Below are 21422 nucleotides of genomic sequence, written 5' to 3'. Positions count from 1 at the left end.
TCGTTACATTTTTATCTTGTTCTTTATAGAACTTTATATTGTCAGAAAAGGACTTTATTATAATCTGTTTGAATTAGTTTTTACAGCCAATTCCTTACCCAAGGAATTGGTTCTTTATTTTACAGAAGCTAAGAATTGTAAGGTTTTTGTATTGAAGATTGCTGGTTGTTCTATATTAACAACGTGACCGCATTTTTCAATTACACATAAACTAGAAGATTTATGTGCTTCTACCACTTTTTTTATGGATGGAAGAAATAAATAATCTTCTTCTCCCATTACATAAAATGTTGGTATTTTTACTTCTACTGATCTAAAAAATCTCAGTAGAGGATTAATTTCAGCCGTAAGCTTAAACCACCTTATAAACTCTTTCTGGTATAACTTTTTTGCCTCTCTAATAAACAAGATTCTAGACTCTTTATGATTTTTATTGGGCATCATTACAAATGCAAAAAACTTATAAAGCCATAGATACGGAACCAATGATTTAAAAATAATACCAAGACGCATGAGTATTTGAGAACGGAAGTTAAATTTCATAATCGCTCCCCCCATAATCATACTGTGAACTCTTTCAGGATGCATCTCTGCTATTTGCCTGATAAGAATTGTCCCTAGAGAAACCCCTACAAAATGTGATTTTTTAATCTTTAAATAATCTAAAACCTCTAATATGTCTGAAGCAATTGCTTCAAATGTATACTTATTATCAAAAGCATCTTTTAGATTTTTGGACTCTCCATGCCCTCTCAAATCCAGTAATAAAATATTATAATGCTGCTTAAATTCTCTAAGCTGCTTATACCAAATAGTAGAGCTACCTCCTGCTCCATGAACAAAAGTCACCCACTCTTCTGAATTTTTATGAATATAAGTATTATAATGTAACACTACTCTGCAAAATTTGTTTCAAAGGTACTAACTTAATTAAATTCAATGGTATGGTTAACAATTTTTAGATAAAATGTTCTAATTTCAATTAATTTTAAGTTCTTCTTGAAGCCCTTGAAAATAGCTAAATGCCTTTACCAGCCTAGACCCATACCAGCTAAAATACTCTCCATTCACTAATATTATTTTACTATCTGGAAAATGATTTTTTACTTCTTTCTTATGAATTTCCTTAAAAGGATAGGGTTCTGAAGATAAAAAGATGAATGCTGGTTGCTCATTTGTAGGAAGATTTTTTAAATCTATTTCAGGATATCTTGGAATGGTTTCGCAACAATTATGCAAATTATTTTCCATTAACATTTCATGAATAAAAGTATCTCCTCCCGCTGCCATCCAGGGATTTTTCCAAATAAAATAAAGTACCGTTCTGGAAGCTCGTTGTTTTTCAAAACTACTCAAAAAAGCTATTCTTGACTTTTTGATTTTCTCGATAAGATTTTCTGATGCTGCTTTACAATTCATTAATTCACCATAAGCAAGTATCAATTCTAAATTATCTGAAATTGTTTTCACATCTGATACATGAACCGGTGCAATTTGCTCCAGACTATGGACCATTTCTAATGTATTTTCTTCTTTATTACATAGAATTAAGTCGGGTTTTAAATCTTGTATTTTTTCTAAATGCACCTGTTTAGTCCCTCCTACTATACATTTCAATTTCCGAATTTCTCTAGGGTGTACACAAAATTTGGTCACTCCTATAATCTGATCTTGAAGCCCTAAATCTATTAATAGTTCTGTTTGTGAAGGTACTAAAGAAATAATTCTTTCAGGGAAATTTGGCACTTGAAGTATTCGCCCTGTCTGATCTTTAAACCTCATACTAATAACTAAAGTTTACTCCAAGTATTTGTGCCATTTGCAATTGTAATTCTTTCGCTTTAACGGCAGCTGCATTAGCAAAGTTTTTATCATCCGAAGCGTAAATAATTCCTCTGGAAGAATTCACTAATAGCCCTACCTCATCTGTCATACCGTATTTACAAACTTCCTCTAAGCTCCCCCCTTGCGCTCCCACACCGGGTACTAAAAGAAAACTACGGGGTATAATCTTTCTGATTTCATTTAAAAAGCTCGCTTTGGTAGCCCCAATCACATACATTAATCTTTCATGATTAGCCCATTCTAAGGACGTCTGTATGACCTCTTTATAAAGTTCTTTATCAGCTATTTTCTTGGTCTGAAAATCAAAAGCTCCTTGGTTTGAAGTCAATGCTAGTAAAATAGTAAACTTGTCTTCAAAAGAAAGAAAAGGCTCTACAGAATCCCTACCCATATAGGGAGCAACGGTAACCGAATCAAAATTCAAATCTTCAAAGAAGGCGCTAGCATACATTTTACTGGTATTACCTATGTCCCCTCTTTTTGCATCGGCAATGGTGAATATTTCGGGAAAATTAGTATTGAGATAATTTATCGTTTTTTGAAGAGATTCCCAACCTTTCAACCCATAAGCTTCATAGAAAGCCGTATTAGGTTTATACGCTACCGCTAGATGATTTGTGGCATCTATAATAGCCTTGTTGAATGAAAAAATAGGATCTTCTTCTTCTAACAAATGGACGGGTACTTTAGCCAAGTCTACATCAAGGCCTATACACAAGAATGATTTTTTTACTAATATCTGCTTTGTAAGTTCTTTTGAAGTCATTTTACAACCGTAGAATTTATCCAATTAAAAAAAGCCTTGAAAGTAACAAGGCATTTATTTTATAGAAGTTCGTTTGCTTCTTTAAGCTTTTCAGTATTTTCAGCCATTTTAAGCTCTTCAATAATCTTAGAAATATCACCGTTGATAATATTATCAAGATCGTATAAAGTTAAACCTATACGATGATCTGTAACACGGCTTTGCGGATAATTATACGTTCTAATTTTAGCACTTCTGTCTCCAGAACTTACCATGCTTTTTCTTTTCTCTGAATCTGCTTCCTGCTTCTTCGCCAATTCTCTCTCATACAATCTAGATCTTAACACTTTAATCGCTTTTTCTAGGTTTTTATGCTGAGACTTTTCGTCTTGACAACGGGCTTCTACTCCGGTTGGAATATGAATAAGATGGATTGCCGAGTAAGTGGTATTTACACTTTGTCCACCAGGTCCCGTTGAAGTAGTTCTAATGATTTTCACCTCTGTCATATCTAACTGAACATCAAACTCCTCTGCTTCCGGAAGCACCATTACTGTGGCTGCTGAAGTATGTACCCTTCCTTGCGTTTCTGTTTGAGGCACTCGTTGTACCCTATGCACTCCAGCCTCAAATTTCAGCGTTCCGTATACATTTTCTCCCTCTATATTGAAAATTATTTCTTTAAACCCACCAGAAGTACCATCATTAAAAGAAATAGTAGAAGTACGCCATCCTTTTGATTCACAAAATTTAGTATACATTCGGTATAGATCACCTGCAAAAATACTGGCTTCGTCTCCGCCAGTTCCTGCACGAATTTCCATTACTGCATTTTTAGCATCTTCCGGTTCCTTTGGAATCAATAAAAACTTAATTTCTTCTTCTAGAGGTCCTAAAGCAGTTTCTGCCTCCTCCAATTGCATTTTTGCCATCTCTACCATTTCGGCATCACTGCCATCGGCCATAATTTCTTTAGCCTCTTCAATATTATTCTGCAATTGAATATACTCTTCGCGCTTTTCAACAATCGTTTTAAGATCTGAATACTCCTTATTTAAAGGCACATAACGCTTTTGATCAGAAATAATATCCGGTTGGATAATTAAATCGGCTATCTCATCAAAACGCTGCTTTACTATATTTAACTTATCTAACATGAATTTTGAACTATTTGAAGTCTATAAAAGACGGTGTAAAGTTATCATTTTTTTACGGATTAAAATAGTCTCCATAAAGGCATATCCTGCTCCAAACAACTCAAATGATTTAAGTTTTGATAATTTTTTTCGACTTAATAATTTAATAGTTTTACAACATGATGAAAATAGAAAAAATTGGTTTTGGTGGAGGTTGTCATTGGTGTACCGAAGCAGTTTTTAGCATTTTGAAAGGTGTTACCCAAGTAGAACAAGGCTGGATTGCTTCTGTTTCACCTCATCAAACATTTTCTGAAGCTGTAATTGTTCACTTTGACGGTAACCTTATAAGCTTAGAAACTTTGGTTAGAGTTCATCTACACACGCACAGCAGTACTTCTTATCATGCCATGCGCAACAAATACAGGTCTGCTGTGTATTATTTTGAGACTCTTCATTTAAAAAATATTTCTGAATGCATGGAAGAACTTAAGTCTGAATTCATAGCTCCTTTGATTACTCAGACTCTTCCATTTAGTGCATTTAAGGCTTCAGAAGAAAAATTTCAAAAATACTATGAAAAAAATCCTGAAAAACCTTTTTGTACATTGTATATTGATCCAAAATTGGAGCTAGTAAAAAAGTTAACTACTAATTAATTTATGTAAAATGAGCTTGATAGAAAAACTTATCTCTTTTCAAAACAAGGCAGAAAAAGCATATCAGGAAAGAAAAACAATAGTAACCACTATTAACTATGTAATTGCTCTAAAGTTATTTTTTGCCAGTAGTCTATTTGCGTTAGTGAGTTTACCTTTTAGATATCTCATGAAGTTGAACTCTAAAAAACCCAACTCCCCAAAAGGAATCGTAATAGGTACTTCTAAAAATTTTGAAGGCCTTGTTCAAAAAGACACTTTAACATTGGTAGACTTTTGGGCAGATTGGTGTGGCCCTTGTGTGCTAATGAATTCTGTCTTAGAAAAATTTTCAAAAGAAGCTACCCATATTACCGTAGTAAAAGTAAATGCCGATACCAATGGGGATCTTATGAAAAAGTATCAGGTGAGAGGTATTCCACAATTTTTAATTTTCAAAAAAGGAAAAGAAATTAAAAGACATGTAGGACCTATGACAGTAGAAGGCTTACATGAGTTTTATAAGTCTTATAACGAATAATTCTGTCAATCCTGCACAAACTTAAAACCTACAGAAAAAATATTAGCTGTGAGACCATTGCTGCGTTCATAATAGTTATATCGTATATCAATACTCTTTAGACCAAACTTCCAAATGTGCGCACTTGTAAAAATATCTTTATAGGTGAGGCCTCCTCCTATTTGATGCGCATCAAAAGCTGAAAGATCAAAATCAGATGTATAGAATTCAAAATCAGATTGCGCAGCTTCTTTAGGATAAAAATAATCTGCTTTGGTTTGATTATAGAAGCGATATGTTGGATAAATGGTAAAATTGTCATTCAGCTTTACAGGTATTTCAATACTGGCTGTATGTGAAGAAATTCCCCAATCATCAAAATAATACCGGTAGTAAGTCCTAAATGTAACGCGTTCATTGAGATAATAATTCAATCGGCCTCCTAAAGGAATTTTAAGACGAGTATCAGGCAATCTTTCTACATCATCTGCCAACTGAAACTGCTGAATGAAGAAATCTTCTGCATCCTGAAAATATACGCGTTGAAAAGGCGTAGAAAGTAACCCTTCTTGCAAGGCTACATCTAAAAACAAAGAACCTTGTAACGTTTTGGTCATAATTTGAGAGAATGAAAAAGACACAGAATAGGTGTTTCTGTTTTCTTGTTCAAAAGGGGTAAATACTGGAGCGTAAGTTCCATTACCTGTAATGCGATCGTCAAAAAATCCTCTTCTAAGTTCTATGGGGTATTGCGGATTCCATTTATCAAAAAATAGTTGAGCACTTACTCCTACTTCTGTATTTTTTTCATTAAAAAGTTGCGTAAAACTTCCTCCAAATCCAAAAGAAAAGTAATCGTACTCAACAGCTACATTGAGATTTGCAGTCCAGATTGTATTACGGTCTTCTGAACTATGTGCGTAAGAAGGATTAAAGTAGGCATATACATCACTACGTGAAGCACCAGAAGACGCAACAAAAGGGTTTGCTTCGTTAGATCCATCAAACGGATTAATATTACTGGAGCTAGCAGACGTATAAGCAGAAATCCCCGCGTCTACGGTTAGCACATCATCTTCATTTAATGGAACGCTTACAATAAAAGTAGGAGTAAAATCAGTAAGCTCTTCCGTTCCCTCACCACCTGTAACTGCGGCATTTTGCCCTTCTTGCTTGTAATAACTGAATAAAATATCTATCTCAGTAGATTCGAGTACTTTTTTCTTGTAAATAGCAGGCGATTCTGTATCCTGAGCATATATATAGCTGACGCTCCATAAAAACAAAAGATAAATAAAGTAATTTTTCATGATGAATTGTTAAGAGCTATTAATTGCAACCGCAGCCACCTCCGGTTTTACCTCCATTAGCTCCTGCCGCTGCTTCTCTGTATAAATGAAAGTTTGTTTCAAATTTTTCTATCCTTTTGGCAATTAATACCATTTCTTCATCATTCAAATATACTTTGTCATATTCCTTCACTGCAACACAGGATGAGAATACCGTGATTAATAAAACTATAATTGCTATATTTTTCATGCCTTTTTTGTATTAAGTACTATTGTATTTGATGTATGTATTTTATTGGTATCGTCTACTAAGATGCATTCTACTCCCTCCAATTGGTTTATTAAATACAACCCTGTTTCTACCCCTAGAATAAAAACAGCAGTAGCCAAAGCATCACACAATTCTGCTTTTTGTGCAAAAATTGTTACACTTACCAATCCAGAAGCCGGATAACCTGATCTTGGATCAATAATATGACTGTATTTTTTCTGATTAAAAACCACAAACTTTTCATAATTTCCTGAGGTTGCTACCGCAGCATTTTTTACTGGAAACCATGAAAAAACTTTGTTTTTATTCAACGGATTGGTAATTCCAACCATCCAATCTTTACCATTGGGCTGTTTCCCCCAAGTGGTTAAGTCTCCAGAAGCATTAATAATACCTCCTTTAACTCCTTTTTCTTTTAGCAGTTCTCTTACTTTATCGGCAGCGTAGCCCTTTCCAATAGCACCAAAGCCAATCTTCATCCCTGAGAACTTTAGAAAAACGGTATGCATTTCTTTATTCAGTACAATATGCTGAAAACCTACATTTCTTATAGATTTTTTGATGCTTTCGTCAGATGGAAAACGGGGCATAGGTTTATCAAAAAACCATATCTTATCAATGGAAGCATACGAGATGTCAAAAGCCCCATCTGTAATTTTGGAGAGCTGAAGGCAGCGTTCTATCAAATCATACAATTCAACAGCAACTTTTACAGGCTTAATTCCAGCATTTTGATTTATTAAGGAAGTTTGAGAAGCGTTATCCCAAGATGAAATGAGTTTTTCTATTCGCCGTATTTCTTCAATAGCTATCTCAATATAGTTATTAGCCTCTTCTTTAGAAGTACCTACTATGCTAATATCAAAACGGCTTCCCATAAGTTTTACCGTTCGCTTTTGAACGGTTTCTTGTGCTATTAAGAAAATAGGAAGCAACAAGAAGCCTATGGATAAAACCTGCTTCAAATTTGCAATGCTTTTATTCGATTTATAATGATTTCGGGAGTATCCTTTTTTCTATAGTGGATGGGAGAAGTTTGCTTCCCATCTTGGTTAATTAATACAACAAAAGGAAAGTAGCCTTGCGGATTGTATTGTTCTGCAAGTAATCTATTTTGAACTTGCTGCTGTTCTGAAAGCTGATTCGCTTTTTTTCTAGGGAAATCTGCCTTTAAAAGTACTAAGTGTTTACTCGAATAAAGCTTAAATGCATCAGATTGCCATATTTTTTTCTCCATCCTTATACAAGGAGCGCACCAATCTGACCCAGAAAAAACTAAAAGTATTGGATGGTTTTGTTCTTGAGCGAGTTCTTGAGCCCTCTTGAGCTCAAACTGCCAATCTTGGGCAACCATACTGCCATTTAAAAGTAGTATGCATATTATTAAAAATTTGTTCATCCTTTTGCCTACAAAAAATTATACTTGGCACCTAAGAAAAGACTCTTAGAATGTTTCCATTTACTTCTGTATTATAAACGACTAAATTACCACTACCAAATGAGTTTAATCCTGTACCTTGTTGATTAAAACGAGCACCGTGAACTGGGCAGAAAAATTCGTTATTTTGAAAAACAACTCTTTTATTTCCTTCATGGCTGCATCTACGTGTGGCTGCTACAAAAGCACCGTTGAGATTTCTGGCTACCACTACACCTGTATTATTATTTATTTCAGATTTTATAATGAATCCTCCATTGTTTTGAAGTGCGTCTGCTTCGGGTGAGGTGAGATCTATATTGAAATCTATATCCCCCGTGGTTATTACGGGTCCGTCTGGTCCACTATCACCAGAACAACCTCCAACACAAGGTATAATCAGTGCCATAGCTGCACCAGCTCCAATAGATTTAAGAAATTGTTTTCTGTTCATCTTACTATTTTTTAATTAGGAACGATTATTTACCGCTTTTCGTATGTAAATAATGGATACCTAATGTACGAATTTCTAATAAGAGCACATAGAAAAAATAATATTCTCCCTTAATTACCAGTTAAAAGTTCCAAATTCACTATTAATGGTGAGTTTTTTTTGTGGTGCTGCTTCTACCCTACCTATAATTTTAGCCGCTACATTAAACGATTGGGAAATTTCTATGATTTCTTTAGCTATACCGGGATCTAGATACAGCTCCATTCTATGGCCACAATTAAAAACCTGATACATTTCTTTCCAATCTGTCGCTGATTGCTGTTGAATCAATTTAAAAAGTGGTGGTATTTCAAAAAGATTATCCTTTATAATATGAAGGCTCTCTACAAAATGAAGAATTTTTGTTTGTGCGCCACCACTACAATGCACCATTCCATGAATTTTTGACCTGTTGCAACTCTCTAATATCTTTTTTATGATAGGTGCATAGGTTCTTGTGGGTGATAAAACCAATTGCCCTGCATCTAAAGGACTGCCTTCTACCTCATCAGTAAGTTTCATGCTTCCTGAATAAATAAGTTCATCCGGCACATTAGGATCAAAACTCTCTGGATACTTTGTGGCAAGATATTTTGAAAAAACATCATGCCTTGCAGAAGTAAGTCCATTGCTTCCCATTCCTCCATTATAGGCAGTTTCATAAGAAGCCTGCCCAAAAGAAGCCAATCCTACAATAACATCTCCAGGACGAATATTGGCATTGTCTATTACATCGGAACGTTTCATTCTAGCTGTAACCGTAGAATCTATAATAATGGTTCTCACTAAATCTCCAACATCCGCAGTTTCACCACCAGTACTGTGTATTGAAACTCCAAATTTGGCTAATTCTTCTATTATTTCTTCGGTTCCATTTATAATGGCCGAAATTACTTCTCCTGGTATACAGTTTTTATTTCTCCCAATGGTTGAGGATAACATAATATCATTTGTAGCCCCTACGCATAGTAGATCATCCACATTCATTATTAAAGCATCTTGAGCCACTCCTTTCCAAACAGAAAGGTCTCCGGTTTCTCTCCAATACAGATATGCAAGTGATGATTTTGTACCCGCTCCATCTGCATGCATAATCAGGCAAAAATCATCGTCTTTGGTTAAATAGTCTGGAACTATTTTACAAAAGGCACTCGGAAACAGTCCTTTATCAATATTTTTAATGGCATTATGCACATCTTCTTTAGCGGCAGAAACTCCTCGGGCTGCATAACGCTGACTTGATGATTGGCTCATTTGATAGTTTAAAAATTTATGATAGACAAAAGTAACAAGTTTACACGACCCACGAAAAAGAAATAAATTAGGTTCATTTTAAACGCTATCAGGAAATTATTTACACAAAAATTAGGATGCTAAAAGTAAACTATTAGTTATTTTTTAGGTAATTATAACCCAAGTTCAGAGAAGTGTTAAAATAGCTGATTTTCAATAAATAAGCCTTGTATTTAAAGTAATTTCTTAGCCTAAAAGTAAAAATCATTTATATATTTGTAAACCTAATCACAATTAATAATTTACTATTTAGACTACAAAAATGAGTATTGTAAACAGGAAACGAATTATAGCTTTTATCATTGACATTTTGGTCATATCAACTTTTGTGAATATTTGTTGCAGCGCTGTTTCTGAGAATTATTCTCCTTCCCATCTAAACATCCAATACTTTTCATCTTTATTACTTCCCGGAATGTTTATTGGAGTTTATATCATTTATATTTTACTCTTTGACGTTATTTTTGAAGGTCAAACATTAGGCAAACTGGCATCAAGTATTTTAGTGGTTGAAAGCAATAATGATACTATTCCAGATTTGAAGAAAAGGGTCATCAGATCACTTACCAAATTTCTGAGCATTTTATTATTACCCTTAAGTGTACTTTTATTTATTTCCAAAAGAGGTTTTACCATTCATGAAAAAATTTCTAAATCTAGAACTATTATGAATACATGGTATTAAGAATTAAAATGCCTGTAAAAAGATTACAGGCATTTTTTTTATCTATGAAGTTCTTATCTAGTAAATAGTAACTCTCTGTACTTGGTTAATGGCCATAAAGAATCATCCACCAATAATTCAAGCTTGTCACAATGATATCTGATTTCCTCAAAATAAGGTTTAATTTTTTCACAATAAGCATCCGCTTTTAATTGTGCGTTATCTAGTGTATTGGCTTTCTTTCGCTCATTAATCATCTGGTTTACCTTAGAATTAATCTCAGCAATATGATTGGAAATTGCTTCAATAAGATCCATTTGTTCCGAAGCCAGTTTTTTAAAATCTTTTCCAAAAACCTCCTTAAGCCCTTTCACATTTTCAATCAACGTATTTTGATAACGAATTGCGGTTGGGATTACATGATTTCTAGCGATATCACCTAAAACTCTACTTTCAATTTGAATACGTAAGGTATATTCTTCTAATTCTATCTCGTGCCTTGCTTCTACCTCTATCTTGCTCATTACTTTCATCTCTTCAAAAAGTGCGATTGCTTTTTTAGAAATCATAGCCTTTAATGCTAAAGGAGTAGTTTTGTTATTGCTAAGTCCTCTTTTTGCTGCTTCTTTTTCCCAAGCTTCACTATACCCATCACCTTCAAAACGTATCTTTTTAGAAGCCTTGATATATTCTCTTAGTACATTAAATATGGCTTCATCTTTTTTGAGCTTTTTCTTGTCAATCAGCGCATCTACTTCTTTCTTAAATTCTATGAGTTGTTTCGCAACAATTGTATTGAGAATTGTCATTGGGTTTGCGCAATTTGCTTTAGACCCTACGGCTCGTAATTCAAACTTATTTCCAGTAAAAGCAAAAGGAGAGGTTCTATTTCTATCTGTATTATCTAATAATACATCTGGAATTTTACCTACTACATTTAATTTAAGATCTGTTTTTTCCTGTGGAGATAACTTTCCTTTAGAGACTCCTTCTAACTCATCTAATACTTTGGTAAGTTGTGCTCCAATAAATACAGAAATAATGGCAGGTGGTGCTTCATTAGCACCCAATCTATGATCGTTACTCGCCGAGGCAATTGCCGCTCTAATCAATTCTTCATTATCATGTACAGCTTTAATGGTGTTGATAAAGAAGGTGAGAAATTGAAGATTTTTCATAGGTGTACTTCCAGGGCTAAGAAGATTCACCCCTGTATTTGTTGCCAAAGACCAATTATTATGTTTTCCAGAACCATTGATTCCTGCAAAAGGTTTTTCATGAAACAACACTCTAAACATGTGTCTTTCGGCTGTTTTTTGCATAATATCCATAAGTAAGGAATTATGATCAACCGCTAAATTAGCTTCTTCAAAAATAGGAGCTAGCTCAAACTGATTAGGTGCTACCTCATTGTGTCTTGTTTTTACCGGAACGCCTAGCTTCATGCACTCAATCTCAAGATCTCTCATATAACTCATGACCCTGCTAGGTATAGAGCCAAAGTAGTGATCATCTAATTGTTGTCCTTTTGCTGGAGAGTGCCCAAGTAGTGTTCTTCCTGCTAAAACAATATCTGGTCTAGAAGATGCGAGTGCACTATCTACAAGAAAATATTCCTGTTCCCAACCTAAAGTAGCATTTACTTTGGTTACGGTCTTGTCAAAATATTTAGCAACTGCTGTAGCCGCCTGATCTACAGACTGTAGCGCTCTTAGCAAAGGAGCCTTATTATCTAAGGCCTCACCAGTATAAGCAACAAAAACTGTAGGTATGCAAAGTGTGGTGCCATAAATAAAGGCAGGTGAAGTAGGATCCCAAGCCGTATAACCTCTGGCTTCAAATGTATTTCGGATTCCTCCATTTGGAAAACTGGAAGCATCAGGCTCTTGTTGCACTAATTGACCTCCTCCAAACTTTTCCATAGCATGCCCATTACCAATGGGTTCAAAAAAAGCATCGTGCTTTTCTGCCGTAGCTCCTGTTAAGGGTTGAAACCAGTGTGTATAATGTGTTGCTCCTTTAGACAAAGCCCAATCTTTCATGGATACTGCTACCTGATCTGCAATTTTACGATCAATCTTAGTTCCATAGATGATGGCATCTTGAACGCTTTTAAAAGCATCCTTCGTCATGTACTGTCGCATAGAGGTCTCGTCAAAAACATTTTGACCAAATAATTCGGAACGTTTCGCCGTTTCTTCAATATTTACTGCTTGACGGTTTAGAGTTTCCCCTACCGCTTTGAATCTGATTGTAGACATAATTAAAATTTTGGTTTTACAAATATATAAATTAAGGTAAGCTAAAAATAAACAATTCTAAATTTACCCCTGTAAAAAATAGGGTTATCATAAAAATGAAGCTCTTAAGGCAGATTTATACCCTATAAATTTCATTCAAATGAGAAAAAAATTATTTTTGTGTATTATTTAAAGTGTTCAATTTAAACAGAATAGATTATGAGTAAAGCTAAGTTAGAGTACATTTGGCTAGATGGATACAAACCAACGCAGAGCCTTCGTAGCAAAACGAAAATTGTATCAGATTTCTCTGGAAATCTTGAAGATTGCGAAATGTGGTCTTTTGATGGTTCATCTACCCAACAAGCAGAAGGTAACTCTTCAGATTGTCTTTTGAAACCAGTATTCATTTGTGTAGATCCAAAGCGCAAAAATGGATATCTTGTAATGTGCGAAGTACTAAATGCAGATGGTTCAGCTCATCCATCAAACGGTAGAGCATCCATTGATGATGATGACAATGATTTCTGGTTTGGATTTGAACAAGAATATTTTTTATGGGATCCAGAAACTAATAAGCCTTTAGGTTTTCCTGTAAATGGATATCCTGCTCCCCAAGGACCTTACTATTGTTCTGTAGGGGCTACCAATGCTTTTGGTCGTGAAATTATAGAAGAGCATTTAGATGCTTGTCTTGATGCGGGATTAAATGTAGAAGGAATTAATGCAGAAGTGGCAGCAGGACAATGGGAATTTCAATGTTTTGCTAAAGGGGCTGCTGAAGCAGGAGACCAAATTTGGGTTGCACGTTATTTATTGGAAAGAACATGTGAAAAATATGGTCTTTCAGTAAATTATCACCCAAAACCTCTAGGTGCACTCGATTGGAATGGAAGCGGTATGCACGCAAACTTCTCTAATAATGTTTTAAGAACTTGTGGAGATAAAAGCGTATACGAAAAAATATGCGAAGCATTCAGACCTGTTGTAAAAGAACATATTGATGTATATGGTGCAGATAACCACCATAGACTTACAGGAGATCATGAAACTGCATCTATTAACGATTTTAGTTATGGAGTTTCAGATCGTGGGGCTTCTATAAGAATTCCTATCGCAACTGTAGAAAAAGGCTGGAAAGGATGGTTAGAAGACAGAAGACCTTCTTCTAATGGTGATCCCTATAAAATTGCAGCAAGAATTATAAAAACTGTAAAATCCGCTGAAGTAGAAGTGTACGCTTAAACTTCACTGTTTGTAGACTGAAAACGATTCGTAATTTTTACGAATCGTTTTTTTATGCTTAAAAGAATTCCTAACAAGTATTTAATTACCATTGAAAACAGACTTATAAATCAAATCTAAAGGAGTTCGATATAACTTTCATAAAATATAATTTAAATTTTTTTACACTATTTTAATTTAACAATCTTATTTTTAGACCGTTACGTTCATTTTCTTTGCTTGTCCAGGGGCGAACGTAAAGAAACCAGCTAGTAGCTGTTTTTAGTGAAGCAGCCAGGCGGCGCGGGGAAACCAAAAGAATCCCGAGGGAAGTCGGGAGCGCTTTTAGTTCATGTCATTTCTATTTTCTTCAAAGGAGTTCATGAATTTACATTTCTCCCCCAAACCGGGGTTTCGAAAATTCTTAACGGAAAACCTTGTTATACTGCGGAAAAAGACAATTTCGAAATCGATTTTTATTCTTGTTTACGTCGAACTGAGGCTACTTATTATTTACAGCATGTAACTCTTAAGAAATCATAAAAAAAACAAATACCGAATAGCCTGTTAAAAGGAAAATACCATCTCGCCAACCTAACCTTAATCCTTTTGGTAAGAATACAAGTGGTAATATCACCAGGGAAAATCCAAGCATCCAGTAAATATCGCTAGTTAACAAACCTTGATCCTGTACCTTTATGGGGGTAATCATAGCTGTAATTCCTAAGACCGCTAAAAGATTAAATACATTGGAGCCTATAAGGTTTCCCAAAGAAATTGCTTTTTCCTTTTTAAGCATGGCAATTACTGAAGCGGCTAATTCTGGGATACTTGTGCCTACAGATACAATTGTAATAGCAATAATTCGCTCACTAACCCCAAAAGATTTTGCCAGGCCTACGGCTCCATTAATTAAAAGTTCCGATCCTCCCCATAGCGCAAATCCTCCTACGGCTAGAAAAAGCACAATCTTATACAGCTCCAAGGGCACATCATCTTCAACAAGATCATCTAACACAACAGGTTTTTGAAAACGCAAAAGAAAGATTAAAAAGAGAATTAAAATTACAAAAAGAATAATTCCTTCCCACTCCTGTATGATGCCATCATAAATAATGAAAAAATAAAAAATCACAGAAGCAAGCATCATTACAGGCCAATCTACTTTATAAAAACTAGGCTGCACATTTATAGGCCCTAAAAGAATTGTTACTCCCAAGACCAAACCCAAATTAGCAATGTTTGAACCTATTACATTCCCTAAAGCCAAATCTGGAAAACCGTTAATAGCAGATTTTATACTCACAATAAGTTCGGGGGCAGAAGTAGCAAGTGATACTACTGTCATTCCAATTATTATTTTAGGTATAGAGAGTCTTAAGGAAAGTGCTACTGCAGATTTAAGTAACCAATTACCTCCAGCTACTAATAAAACAAGCCCTATAACAATATACAACAGGTTCATTCTTTTAATTTTCACGAAGATAATTCAACCGTTTTAAAAAGTCATTAGATCTAAAAAAGACTTTACTAAAACTAAAAATATAGTTTTGAAACTAAAAAATTAGTTTATTAACTATTTTTTTAGTTAATTTGAATTCAAAACCTATACACATGATTACCATTACTAATAAAGAGGAAGAGGTTATGAAGGTTTTATGGCAACTTGAAAAAGCTTTTGTAAAAGATATTTTGGAAGTATTTCCAGAACCCAAACCACATTACAACACCTTATCTACCATGGTACGAAATTTAGAAGAAAAAGGCTATGTTGGACATGAAGCCTTTGGTAAAACCCATAGATACTTCCCCATTGTTTCTAAAGAAACATACCGAGCAAATTTTATGCATGGTGCTATGAAGGATTTTTTCAATAATTCTTACAAAAGTATGGTCTCACATTTTGCAAAAGAAGAAAAAATTAGTGTAGAAGAACTTAAAGAAATTATTAAACTCATAGAAAACAAGCAATGATACCAGACTTCCTTATATACCTTTTAAAATCTTCAGGAGTTCTTTTCCTTTTTTTACTTACGTATATATTGCTTCTAGAGCGCGAAACATTCTTTAAAGGCAATAGGCTGTTTTTAATCCTCGGAATTTTTATTTCGTTTGCATGGCCTTTTTTTGAAATTGTATCCTCTATTGAGGTAACGGCTGTTCCTATGGAAACGTTAAGCAGCTCCAATTTACCTAGCACTGATACGGTAATTGCAACCGAAAATAATTCATGGTCTCCCTATTCACTTTTGATTTGGTTTTATGGACTTGGAGTTCTGATTCTTGGAATTCGCATGCTATTTCATTTATATCTTCTCTATCACACTTATAAAAATAAAGAGTCATTTAATGATAATGGTATTCGCTATGTATATTCAAATGCAATTACGGAACCCTCTTCTTTCTTTAATATCATATTTATCAATAGAAATCACTACGACAAGAATGATTTTGAACTGATTAAACTCCACGAACAGGCGCATGTTATACAGCAACATTCCTATGACATGATCCTTCTTCAGCTGCTATGTATTGTATTATGGTTTCATCCATTTTCATGGATTTACAAGCTAAAAGCAACACAAAATCTTGAATATTTGGCAGATCAATTTGTAGTGGAAAGAAACGCTAACTTAAAAAACTATCAATACCTATTACTTAAAAATACTGTTAAAAATGCCCAACCGCTATTGGCAAATACATTTTTTAATTCATTCATCAAAAAACGAATCGTTATGCTTATCAAAAACAAATCATCTAAAAGTCGTGCACTTAAGTACGTATCCATTTTACCTTTGCTATTCTTTTTTACCATTGTTTTTAATACCAGAACAGAAGCGCAACAAGTGGTATCTGATAGTACTACATCCACTCTAAAACAGAACGATATAAACCTTGCTACCATTACAAAAAGCAGCACGGATAAGCAATTACAAGACCTTGTTGATTTATATAAAAAAAGTAAGATTGATCTTACATTCACTGAGGTCAAACGAAACACGTCTGGGGAAATTATCGCTATTAAAGTTAATAGTATAGATAGCAAAGGATTAGAATCCGGATTTCAAATTAGGGGGCAAAATTCTTTTCCACCTATTATGATTAACGACCTACTAATGATAAATAGGAATCTTAATTTTGCGACTATTGAAGATGTACCCGTTTTTCCTGGATGTGAAGGTCAACCCACCTCACAACTAAGAGAATGTTTTGAAGAGAAACTAAATGAACATATTACAGCTAATTTAAGAGTTCCCGAAGTCTCTACGGAGACACCCAAAGGAAGGGTTTTCACTTTGTTTACCATAAAAAAGGACGGAACTATAGGTAATATTAAAATGCGAGGACCCAATAAGGCCTATGAAGCCGAAGCGTTACGTATTCTTAAAACACTCCCTAAAATGACTCCTGCCAAACTTGATGGAAAAGCTGTAAATATTGATCATGCGATTCCAATTAATTTTCTTTCAGAACCCTAAAATATTAGTGACAAATAGAATTGATTCTAAGAAACTATAAATACTTATTACTATTTAGAAAATAGCGTAAATACATCTAATAAAATAGCAATTTAGCACCATAAAGAGTCGGAATAGATATTTCGGCTCTTTACAACTAAAAACCAATTATTCCAAAAACAAACGCCTGTTTATGACGTTACCTCTAACTACAAATAGATTACGCCTAGAAGAAGCTTCCTTAAAAGACGGTTTGTTTTTTTATGAATTATTAAACACCCCTAGCTGGATTACCTATATTGGTGATCGCAATATTAAGCTCTTAAAAGACGCTGAAGCTTATATTAAAAACTCCTTAATTGCTAGCTATAAAGAAAACGGATTTGGATTGTGCAAAGTTTCTCTTAAAGAAACCAATACTCCCATAGGTATTTGCGGACTTATGAAGCGCAATGAATTAAGCGATCCAGATTTAGGTTTCGCCATCTTGCCTGAATACGAACGAAAAGGATATACGTTAGAGGCTTCCAAAAGTATTCTGGAGTATTCTAAAACACTAAAAATAGACAAACTACTTGCTATTACAACAGAAAACAATGAAGGTTCTAAAGCCATACTCTTAAAGCTTGGTTTTTTGTTCGAAGGAGTGGTAGAATTTAGCGATAAATCCGATCCTTTGTTACTCTTTAAAAAGTTCTTGAAATAGTTTTAAAGTAATCTCTCTTTTAAAATTCTGATGTCTGTTTCACAAAGGCTTCAAACAAAAGAAAAAACTTTTCCAAAAATACTTCATTACGTAGCAAAGTCTCTTTTGCTGTATCAAGAGCCATAAAAAAACCCATATTTTCATACGGGCTCTTCTAAATATACTTGAGTTTAATTGGATGCTTAGAATTTTAATATTTCCATCATTCTTATCTTAAATATAGCAATAAAATCTTCTGCTTACAACTCCTCCCAAGGAATATATGAAGGAATTTTTATTTTAACGGTTAGATGATCAACTGGTTACGGCAAAACCTTAATGATATTTGGCAATCTACTATTAAAATTTTATTCACCTCTTCAAATAAAAGGAACGTAAGCTACAACTGCTAACTTGTAAATGGAGAAAACCATGGTCAAATTTCTTTCAAAAAACACAGTTAATTTCAACCCTAAAAAAAGCCTTAAAACAATCCCGGTGTAAAAATTAAACGCTCCGCCTATATTAAATAAGGGCATTTGGAAGTAATCCATAAAAGTGGTAGCTTAAAAAAACATACTTCGAAAAACGCTTGCTCTATTTTTAATTTTTTCGGCCGAAAAAGTATTGCATAACTATTACTGAGTATGACCAAGAAAAAATGTTGAACAATTAAAAACAAAAACTAAAATGATCACTATCGCTAAAATTATTATTGCTGCTCTTATGAATATTCTTATGTATTTATAATAGTTTAAACATTCAGGCCATGTTAACTTCTTTAGGAATGTTTATTACTACCATAGGTTTGATAACCCAGTTTATCAAACCTATAATTAAAATTAACAGAATGCTTGCCTTGTTGAATACCAACGAAGAATTAAACTTATCAAAACGTATTTAATCATGAGAACTCAATGGTGAGAAAGACTCTGTACTATGCTGTTTGAATTGCACATGAAGGATTATGAGGTAAGCTAAAAATAATATATGAGCTGCTTGCCAGACGCATGTTTGGTCAATGATGCTGCAACATAAAAGTTTACCTCTAATTTATACCTGTCTTGTAATGTAAAACAAAAACGCTAACCTTATGAAACATCATGCAAGAACTGAACTCATAAAAAAAGATTAGGATTTATAAACAGAAAAAACTCCAGACGCTTCATCTGGAGTTTTACTATTTTTGCGATATGAAAACAAAATTCTTTAAATATTTAGCCAAAATCAATAAAATCTTACTTCCCTCCTATTCTAAGAGAAAACTAGATCTTGCAAAAGCATCAAAATTTCAGCTACTTATTATTGGCTGGCGATGGTATGTCACTAAAAATACGATGAATTAAATATGAAGGAGTGATCTTACTTCGTGATTGCTTAGCTTATTTCTTCCGTTAAGCACCTCTATTTCCATTAAAAAGTTACATTGTACTATCTCTCCACCAAGACGCTCTACGAGCTTACAAACTGCATTTGCAGTTCCTCCTGTTGCTAAAACATCATCATGGATAAGTACCTGTTCTCCTTTTTTGATAGCATCTATATGAATTTCCAGCATATCTGTTCCATACTCCAACTCGTAGCTCTCAGAAATAGTAGTACTGGGTAATTTATTTTGTTTGCGAACCGGTACAAAACCAGCATTTAATTCTTGAGCCATTAAGGTAGCAAAGAAGAACCCTCTACTTTCCATACCTATTACCTTATCAACCCTTCTATTCCCCACCAGATTTAAAAGTGAGATGGTAGCAAATTTAAATGCTAAAGGATTGTTGAGTAAAGGAGTGATGTCCTTAAAATTTACCCCAGGTTTAGGATAATCTTTTATATCTCTAATATAGGATTCTAATTGCATAGCTTATTTTTATCTAAGTTAAACCCATCAAAGTATAAAACCAATTTTTATGGATAGGTTTAGAGATTTCCAGAAAGTTTGTCTTGATCACTCATGGTAACTTCTTGAATCATTTCTTTTAATTTTTCTGAAACCATAGGATGATCCATATACACAGCTAAAGTATGGGCAAATGCATCACGTCTGTAATAAGGATCTCCTGGGTCTCCCACCAATCCGTCCCCCATAGTAAACATAGAACCCTCACCTTTTAATAACCATACTGGATTCAACTCAGGATACTGGTTGAGCATTCGCTCTAACACATCGCTGCCAATTGAAGCATTGGCTTTGATTTGTCTACTCATATAGCCCTTACTCATTCCAATACTTTCATCGAAGCTTCTAAGGCTTAGGTTTCTTTTCTCAATAAACTGCTTGATTCTATCTACTATTTTCATATTTGGATGTAACTATTAGAACAAATATATTAATTATATAGATTATAGTTTACATTTTTTAAAGTTATTTTCTAGCATAAACAGGTTTAAAGAACTAATAGTATGCTATTTATAAGATTTTTCTTTCTAATAATAACGTCAAATAGAGTTTATTTATTATGAAGAAATAATGTAAGTATTTTATTTATTAAACAAGCAAAAAGATCTTCAGGAACGCTTATTTTTTATTTAAATTTGAAGTTGTATTATTTTTATCATGAAGATATAAATCTATCATACTTCTAATCTTTATGACGATCTCTGGATGATCCATATATATGCTCAATGCCCTTGCCATTAAGTCTGGAGCATTATACAATGGTTGATCTTCATTGGCCATATTATTGGGTACCAATAACATTTCACCTTCACCTTTAAGCAACCAAATTGGATTGAGTTCTGGATAGGTGTCGATTATTCTCTCTAGAACATCTCCACCCACAGAAGCATGTGTTTTAATCTGACGGGACATGTAGCCTTTACTCATGCCAACGGACTCATCAAAGCTACGTAAGCTAATATTTCTAGACTCAATAAATAGCTTTATTCTGTCAACTATTTTCATAAAAAATCTAAATTAGTCGATGAAAATTTTGATTATATCAATTATAATTGATAATTTTGTTTTCATATTATCTCGCAATTTAATAATTAAAATATAATTTCAATACCGTTTTACAAAATGATTACACCAGAACAACGCATTCAATTGAAAAAACTTTTAAAAGGAGATTACATCACCGATGTGAAAGAAAAATTATCAAATAAGAAAATTTTAAGTAAGAACGGTACTCCTTACAGTGATAAAATGATTAGTCATGTTTTTAATGGTCGTTATCACAATCATGCCATTGAAAATGCAATTATTGATGTTTATATAGATAGAAAAGAGCAATTACTTGCAGACCAGCGTTATAAAAATCAAATTTTAGGTATTTCCTCAGACCCCCAATAGTAGTTTAATTACGTTGCAATTTTCATTTTTTTAATTTCTTACCGTTTCATTTGTATAGACATTACAAATACGGTATATTTGCACCCGCAAAATGGCAGAAATACCAGGACTGCAATTGGCCTCGTAGCGCCCCCGAAGTATCGGGAGAATAACGCATCTGATTACAGCTCAGTAGGTAAATGCTGTAAAAATTGGCCTCGTGGCGCCCCCGAAGT

Annotated in this window: 25 protein-coding genes; 10 read left to right on the top strand and 15 right to left on the bottom strand. The window is 34.0% G+C overall.

Features of this window, described 5'->3' with window-relative positions; translation table 11 throughout:
• Positions 1-114: 114 nt before the first annotated feature.
• The 4 genes from WBG07_RS17905 to prfA all read right to left on the bottom strand — a co-directional run bounded on the left by WBG07_RS17905 (position 115) and on the right by prfA (position 3747).
• The gene (locus tag WBG07_RS17905) at positions 115-894 is read right to left on the bottom strand and encodes an alpha/beta fold hydrolase (protein ID WP_340203302.1); all 780 of its coding nucleotides are present in this window, start codon (positions 892-894) and stop codon (positions 115-117) included.
• A gap of 84 nt (positions 895-978) precedes the next feature.
• Positions 979-1782 carry an ABC transporter substrate-binding protein gene (locus WBG07_RS17900; protein ID WP_340203301.1) on the bottom strand — a complete coding sequence of 268 codons (804 nt, stop codon included), beginning with the start codon at positions 1780-1782 and terminating at the stop codon, positions 979-981.
• Position 1783: 1 nt separating this feature from the next.
• Positions 1784-2611 (bottom strand): orotidine-5'-phosphate decarboxylase, encoded by an 828-nt coding sequence (gene pyrF, locus WBG07_RS17895; protein WP_340203300.1) that lies wholly within the window; start codon positions 2609-2611, stop codon positions 1784-1786.
• Between the two features lie 59 nt (positions 2612-2670).
• Positions 2671-3747, bottom strand: a complete 1077-nt coding sequence (gene prfA / locus WBG07_RS17890; RefSeq protein WP_340203298.1) for a peptide chain release factor 1 — start codon at positions 3745-3747, stop codon at positions 2671-2673.
• 158 nt (positions 3748-3905) lie between these two features.
• Between prfA and WBG07_RS17885 the strand changes: the two genes are divergently transcribed.
• Both WBG07_RS17885 and WBG07_RS17880 read left to right on the top strand, forming a co-directional pair.
• Complete coding sequence (locus tag WBG07_RS17885; RefSeq protein WP_340203297.1) at positions 3906-4385, top strand: peptide-methionine (S)-S-oxide reductase; 480 nt, start codon at positions 3906-3908, stop codon at positions 4383-4385.
• A 10-nt stretch (positions 4386-4395) separates the two neighbouring features.
• Positions 4396-4905, top strand: coding sequence for a thioredoxin family protein (locus WBG07_RS17880; protein ID WP_340203296.1), 510 nt, complete (start codon positions 4396-4398; stop codon positions 4903-4905).
• A gap of 5 nt (positions 4906-4910) precedes the next feature.
• On the opposite strand, the gene WBG07_RS17875 is transcribed toward WBG07_RS17880, so the two are convergent.
• From WBG07_RS17875 to WBG07_RS17850, 6 genes are all read right to left on the bottom strand, one after another.
• Positions 4911-6194 (bottom strand): DUF3570 domain-containing protein, encoded by a 1284-nt coding sequence (locus tag WBG07_RS17875; RefSeq protein ID WP_340203295.1) that lies wholly within the window; start codon positions 6192-6194, stop codon positions 4911-4913.
• Positions 6195-6213: 19 nt separating this feature from the next.
• Positions 6214-6423, bottom strand: a complete 210-nt coding sequence (locus tag WBG07_RS17870; RefSeq protein WP_340203294.1) for a DUF4266 domain-containing protein — start codon at positions 6421-6423, stop codon at positions 6214-6216.
• Positions 6420-7409: an FAD:protein FMN transferase gene (locus WBG07_RS17865; protein ID WP_340203292.1), complete on the bottom strand. Its 990-nt coding sequence runs from the start codon at positions 7407-7409 to the stop codon at positions 6420-6422. Before WBG07_RS17865 ends, WBG07_RS17870 begins: the two co-directional genes overlap by 4 nt.
• Positions 7406-7843 carry a thioredoxin family protein gene (locus tag WBG07_RS17860; protein ID WP_340203290.1) on the bottom strand — a complete coding sequence of 146 codons (438 nt, stop codon included), beginning with the start codon at positions 7841-7843 and terminating at the stop codon, positions 7406-7408. Before WBG07_RS17860 ends, WBG07_RS17865 begins: the two co-directional genes overlap by 4 nt.
• Before the next feature lie 31 nt (positions 7844-7874).
• Complete coding sequence (locus WBG07_RS17855) at positions 7875-8315, bottom strand: QcrA and Rieske domain-containing protein (RefSeq protein ID WP_340203289.1); 441 nt, start codon at positions 8313-8315, stop codon at positions 7875-7877.
• A gap of 114 nt (positions 8316-8429) precedes the next feature.
• On the bottom strand, positions 8430-9608 hold the full coding sequence (locus WBG07_RS17850; protein WP_340203288.1) for an AIR synthase related protein: 1179 nt from the start codon (positions 9606-9608) through the stop codon (positions 8430-8432).
• 301 nt (positions 9609-9909) lie between these two features.
• Between WBG07_RS17850 and WBG07_RS17845 the strand changes: the two genes are divergently transcribed.
• A complete protein-coding gene (locus tag WBG07_RS17845) occupies positions 9910-10332 on the top strand; it encodes an RDD family protein (RefSeq protein WP_340203286.1) in 423 nt (140 codons plus the stop codon).
• Between the two features lie 53 nt (positions 10333-10385).
• On the opposite strand, the gene WBG07_RS17840 is transcribed toward WBG07_RS17845, so the two are convergent.
• Positions 10386-12572: a glutamine synthetase III family protein gene (locus tag WBG07_RS17840; RefSeq protein WP_340203284.1), complete on the bottom strand. Its 2187-nt coding sequence runs from the start codon at positions 12570-12572 to the stop codon at positions 10386-10388.
• Between the two features lie 198 nt (positions 12573-12770).
• On the opposite strand from WBG07_RS17840, the gene WBG07_RS17835 reads away from it, so the two are divergent.
• Positions 12771-13796: a glutamine synthetase beta-grasp domain-containing protein gene (locus WBG07_RS17835; RefSeq protein WP_340203282.1), complete on the top strand. Its 1026-nt coding sequence runs from the start codon at positions 12771-12773 to the stop codon at positions 13794-13796.
• A 508-nt stretch (positions 13797-14304) separates the two neighbouring features.
• On the opposite strand, the gene WBG07_RS17830 is transcribed toward WBG07_RS17835, so the two are convergent.
• Positions 14305-15240 (bottom strand): calcium/sodium antiporter, encoded by a 936-nt coding sequence (locus WBG07_RS17830; protein WP_340203280.1) that lies wholly within the window; start codon positions 15238-15240, stop codon positions 14305-14307.
• A 149-nt stretch (positions 15241-15389) separates the two neighbouring features.
• Here WBG07_RS17830 and WBG07_RS17825 point away from each other — a divergent pair, with 149 nt between their 5' ends.
• The 5 genes from WBG07_RS17825 (at position 15390) to WBG07_RS17805 (ending at position 19264) form a co-directional block, all read left to right on the top strand.
• Positions 15390-15749 carry a BlaI/MecI/CopY family transcriptional regulator gene (locus tag WBG07_RS17825; RefSeq protein WP_340203278.1) on the top strand — a complete coding sequence of 120 codons (360 nt, stop codon included), beginning with the start codon at positions 15390-15392 and terminating at the stop codon, positions 15747-15749.
• Complete coding sequence (locus tag WBG07_RS17820) at positions 15746-17254, top strand: M56 family metallopeptidase (protein WP_340203277.1); 1509 nt, start codon at positions 15746-15748, stop codon at positions 17252-17254. Before WBG07_RS17825 ends, WBG07_RS17820 begins: the two co-directional genes overlap by 4 nt.
• A 172-nt stretch (positions 17255-17426) precedes the next feature.
• Entirely contained in the window at positions 17427-17939 is a 513-nt protein-coding gene (locus WBG07_RS17815; protein WP_340203276.1) for a GNAT family N-acetyltransferase, read from the top strand.
• A gap of 748 nt (positions 17940-18687) precedes the next feature.
• Positions 18688-18822: a hypothetical protein gene (locus WBG07_RS17810; protein ID WP_340203274.1), complete on the top strand. Its 135-nt coding sequence runs from the start codon at positions 18688-18690 to the stop codon at positions 18820-18822.
• Positions 18823-19111: 289 nt separating this feature from the next.
• Complete coding sequence (locus WBG07_RS17805) at positions 19112-19264, top strand: SsrA-binding protein (protein WP_340203272.1); 153 nt, start codon at positions 19112-19114, stop codon at positions 19262-19264.
• Here the strand turns inward: WBG07_RS17805 and WBG07_RS17800 are convergent.
• The 3 genes from WBG07_RS17800 to WBG07_RS17790 all read right to left on the bottom strand — a co-directional run bounded on the left by WBG07_RS17800 (position 19261) and on the right by WBG07_RS17790 (position 20817).
• Entirely contained in the window at positions 19261-19773 is a 513-nt protein-coding gene (locus WBG07_RS17800) for an adenine phosphoribosyltransferase (protein WP_340203270.1), read from the bottom strand. The genes WBG07_RS17805 and WBG07_RS17800 overlap by 4 nt on opposite strands.
• Positions 19774-19832: 59 nt before the next feature.
• On the bottom strand, positions 19833-20213 hold the full coding sequence (locus tag WBG07_RS17795; protein ID WP_340203268.1) for a helix-turn-helix domain-containing protein: 381 nt from the start codon (positions 20211-20213) through the stop codon (positions 19833-19835).
• A 217-nt stretch (positions 20214-20430) separates the two neighbouring features.
• Entirely contained in the window at positions 20431-20817 is a 387-nt protein-coding gene (locus WBG07_RS17790; RefSeq protein WP_340203266.1) for a hypothetical protein, read from the bottom strand.
• A 117-nt stretch (positions 20818-20934) separates the two neighbouring features.
• Between WBG07_RS17790 and WBG07_RS17785 the strand changes: the two genes are divergently transcribed.
• Positions 20935-21207 (top strand): hypothetical protein, encoded by a 273-nt coding sequence (locus tag WBG07_RS17785; protein WP_340203264.1) that lies wholly within the window; start codon positions 20935-20937, stop codon positions 21205-21207.
• The last annotated feature ends 215 nt before the right edge of the window (positions 21208-21422 follow it).

It is taken from the genome of Ascidiimonas meishanensis, assembly GCF_037782385.1.
Taxonomy (GTDB): domain Bacteria; phylum Bacteroidota; class Bacteroidia; order Flavobacteriales; family Flavobacteriaceae; genus Ascidiimonas; species Ascidiimonas meishanensis.
Note: the sequence above shows the minus strand (reverse complement) of the source record. Positions and strands in the feature narration are given on the sequence as shown.

What these genes read in the sequence shown, in the direction of transcription:
- WBG07_RS17900 (WP_340203301.1), bottom strand. Translation starts at nt 1,782, where the DNA reads ATGAGGTTTAAAGATCAGACAGGGCGAATACTTCAAGTGCCAAATTTC.
- pyrF (WP_340203300.1), bottom strand. Translation starts at nt 2,611, where the DNA reads ATGACTTCAAAAGAACTTACAAAGCAGATATTAGTAAAAAAATCATTC.
- prfA (WP_340203298.1), bottom strand. Translation starts at nt 3,747, where the DNA reads ATGTTAGATAAGTTAAATATAGTAAAGCAGCGTTTTGATGAGATAGCC.
- WBG07_RS17885 (WP_340203297.1), top strand. Translation starts at nt 3,906, where the DNA reads ATGATGAAAATAGAAAAAATTGGTTTTGGTGGAGGTTGTCATTGGTGT.
- WBG07_RS17880 (WP_340203296.1), top strand. Translation starts at nt 4,396, where the DNA reads ATGAGCTTGATAGAAAAACTTATCTCTTTTCAAAACAAGGCAGAAAAA.
- WBG07_RS17875 (WP_340203295.1), bottom strand. Translation starts at nt 6,194, where the DNA reads ATGAAAAATTACTTTATTTATCTTTTGTTTTTATGGAGCGTCAGCTAT.
- WBG07_RS17870 (WP_340203294.1), bottom strand. Translation starts at nt 6,423, where the DNA reads ATGAAAAATATAGCAATTATAGTTTTATTAATCACGGTATTCTCATCC.
- WBG07_RS17860 (WP_340203290.1), bottom strand. Translation starts at nt 7,843, where the DNA reads ATGAACAAATTTTTAATAATATGCATACTACTTTTAAATGGCAGTATG.
- WBG07_RS17855 (WP_340203289.1), bottom strand. Translation starts at nt 8,315, where the DNA reads ATGAACAGAAAACAATTTCTTAAATCTATTGGAGCTGGTGCAGCTATG.
- WBG07_RS17850 (WP_340203288.1), bottom strand. Translation starts at nt 9,608, where the DNA reads ATGAGCCAATCATCAAGTCAGCGTTATGCAGCCCGAGGAGTTTCTGCC.
- WBG07_RS17845 (WP_340203286.1), top strand. Translation starts at nt 9,910, where the DNA reads ATGAGTATTGTAAACAGGAAACGAATTATAGCTTTTATCATTGACATT.
- WBG07_RS17840 (WP_340203284.1), bottom strand. Translation starts at nt 12,572, where the DNA reads ATGTCTACAATCAGATTCAAAGCGGTAGGGGAAACTCTAAACCGTCAA.
- WBG07_RS17835 (WP_340203282.1), top strand. Translation starts at nt 12,771, where the DNA reads ATGAGTAAAGCTAAGTTAGAGTACATTTGGCTAGATGGATACAAACCA.
- WBG07_RS17830 (WP_340203280.1), bottom strand. Translation starts at nt 15,240, where the DNA reads ATGAACCTGTTGTATATTGTTATAGGGCTTGTTTTATTAGTAGCTGGA.
- WBG07_RS17825 (WP_340203278.1), top strand. Translation starts at nt 15,390, where the DNA reads ATGATTACCATTACTAATAAAGAGGAAGAGGTTATGAAGGTTTTATGG.
- WBG07_RS17820 (WP_340203277.1), top strand. Translation starts at nt 15,746, where the DNA reads ATGATACCAGACTTCCTTATATACCTTTTAAAATCTTCAGGAGTTCTT.
- WBG07_RS17815 (WP_340203276.1), top strand. Translation starts at nt 17,427, where the DNA reads ATGACGTTACCTCTAACTACAAATAGATTACGCCTAGAAGAAGCTTCC.
- WBG07_RS17810 (WP_340203274.1), top strand. Translation starts at nt 18,688, where the DNA reads ATGTTAACTTCTTTAGGAATGTTTATTACTACCATAGGTTTGATAACC.
- WBG07_RS17805 (WP_340203272.1), top strand. Translation starts at nt 19,112, where the DNA reads ATGAAAACAAAATTCTTTAAATATTTAGCCAAAATCAATAAAATCTTA.
- WBG07_RS17800 (WP_340203270.1), bottom strand. Translation starts at nt 19,773, where the DNA reads ATGCAATTAGAATCCTATATTAGAGATATAAAAGATTATCCTAAACCT.
- WBG07_RS17795 (WP_340203268.1), bottom strand. Translation starts at nt 20,213, where the DNA reads ATGAAAATAGTAGATAGAATCAAGCAGTTTATTGAGAAAAGAAACCTA.
- WBG07_RS17790 (WP_340203266.1), bottom strand. Translation starts at nt 20,817, where the DNA reads ATGAAAATAGTTGACAGAATAAAGCTATTTATTGAGTCTAGAAATATT.
- WBG07_RS17785 (WP_340203264.1), top strand. Translation starts at nt 20,935, where the DNA reads ATGATTACACCAGAACAACGCATTCAATTGAAAAAACTTTTAAAAGGA.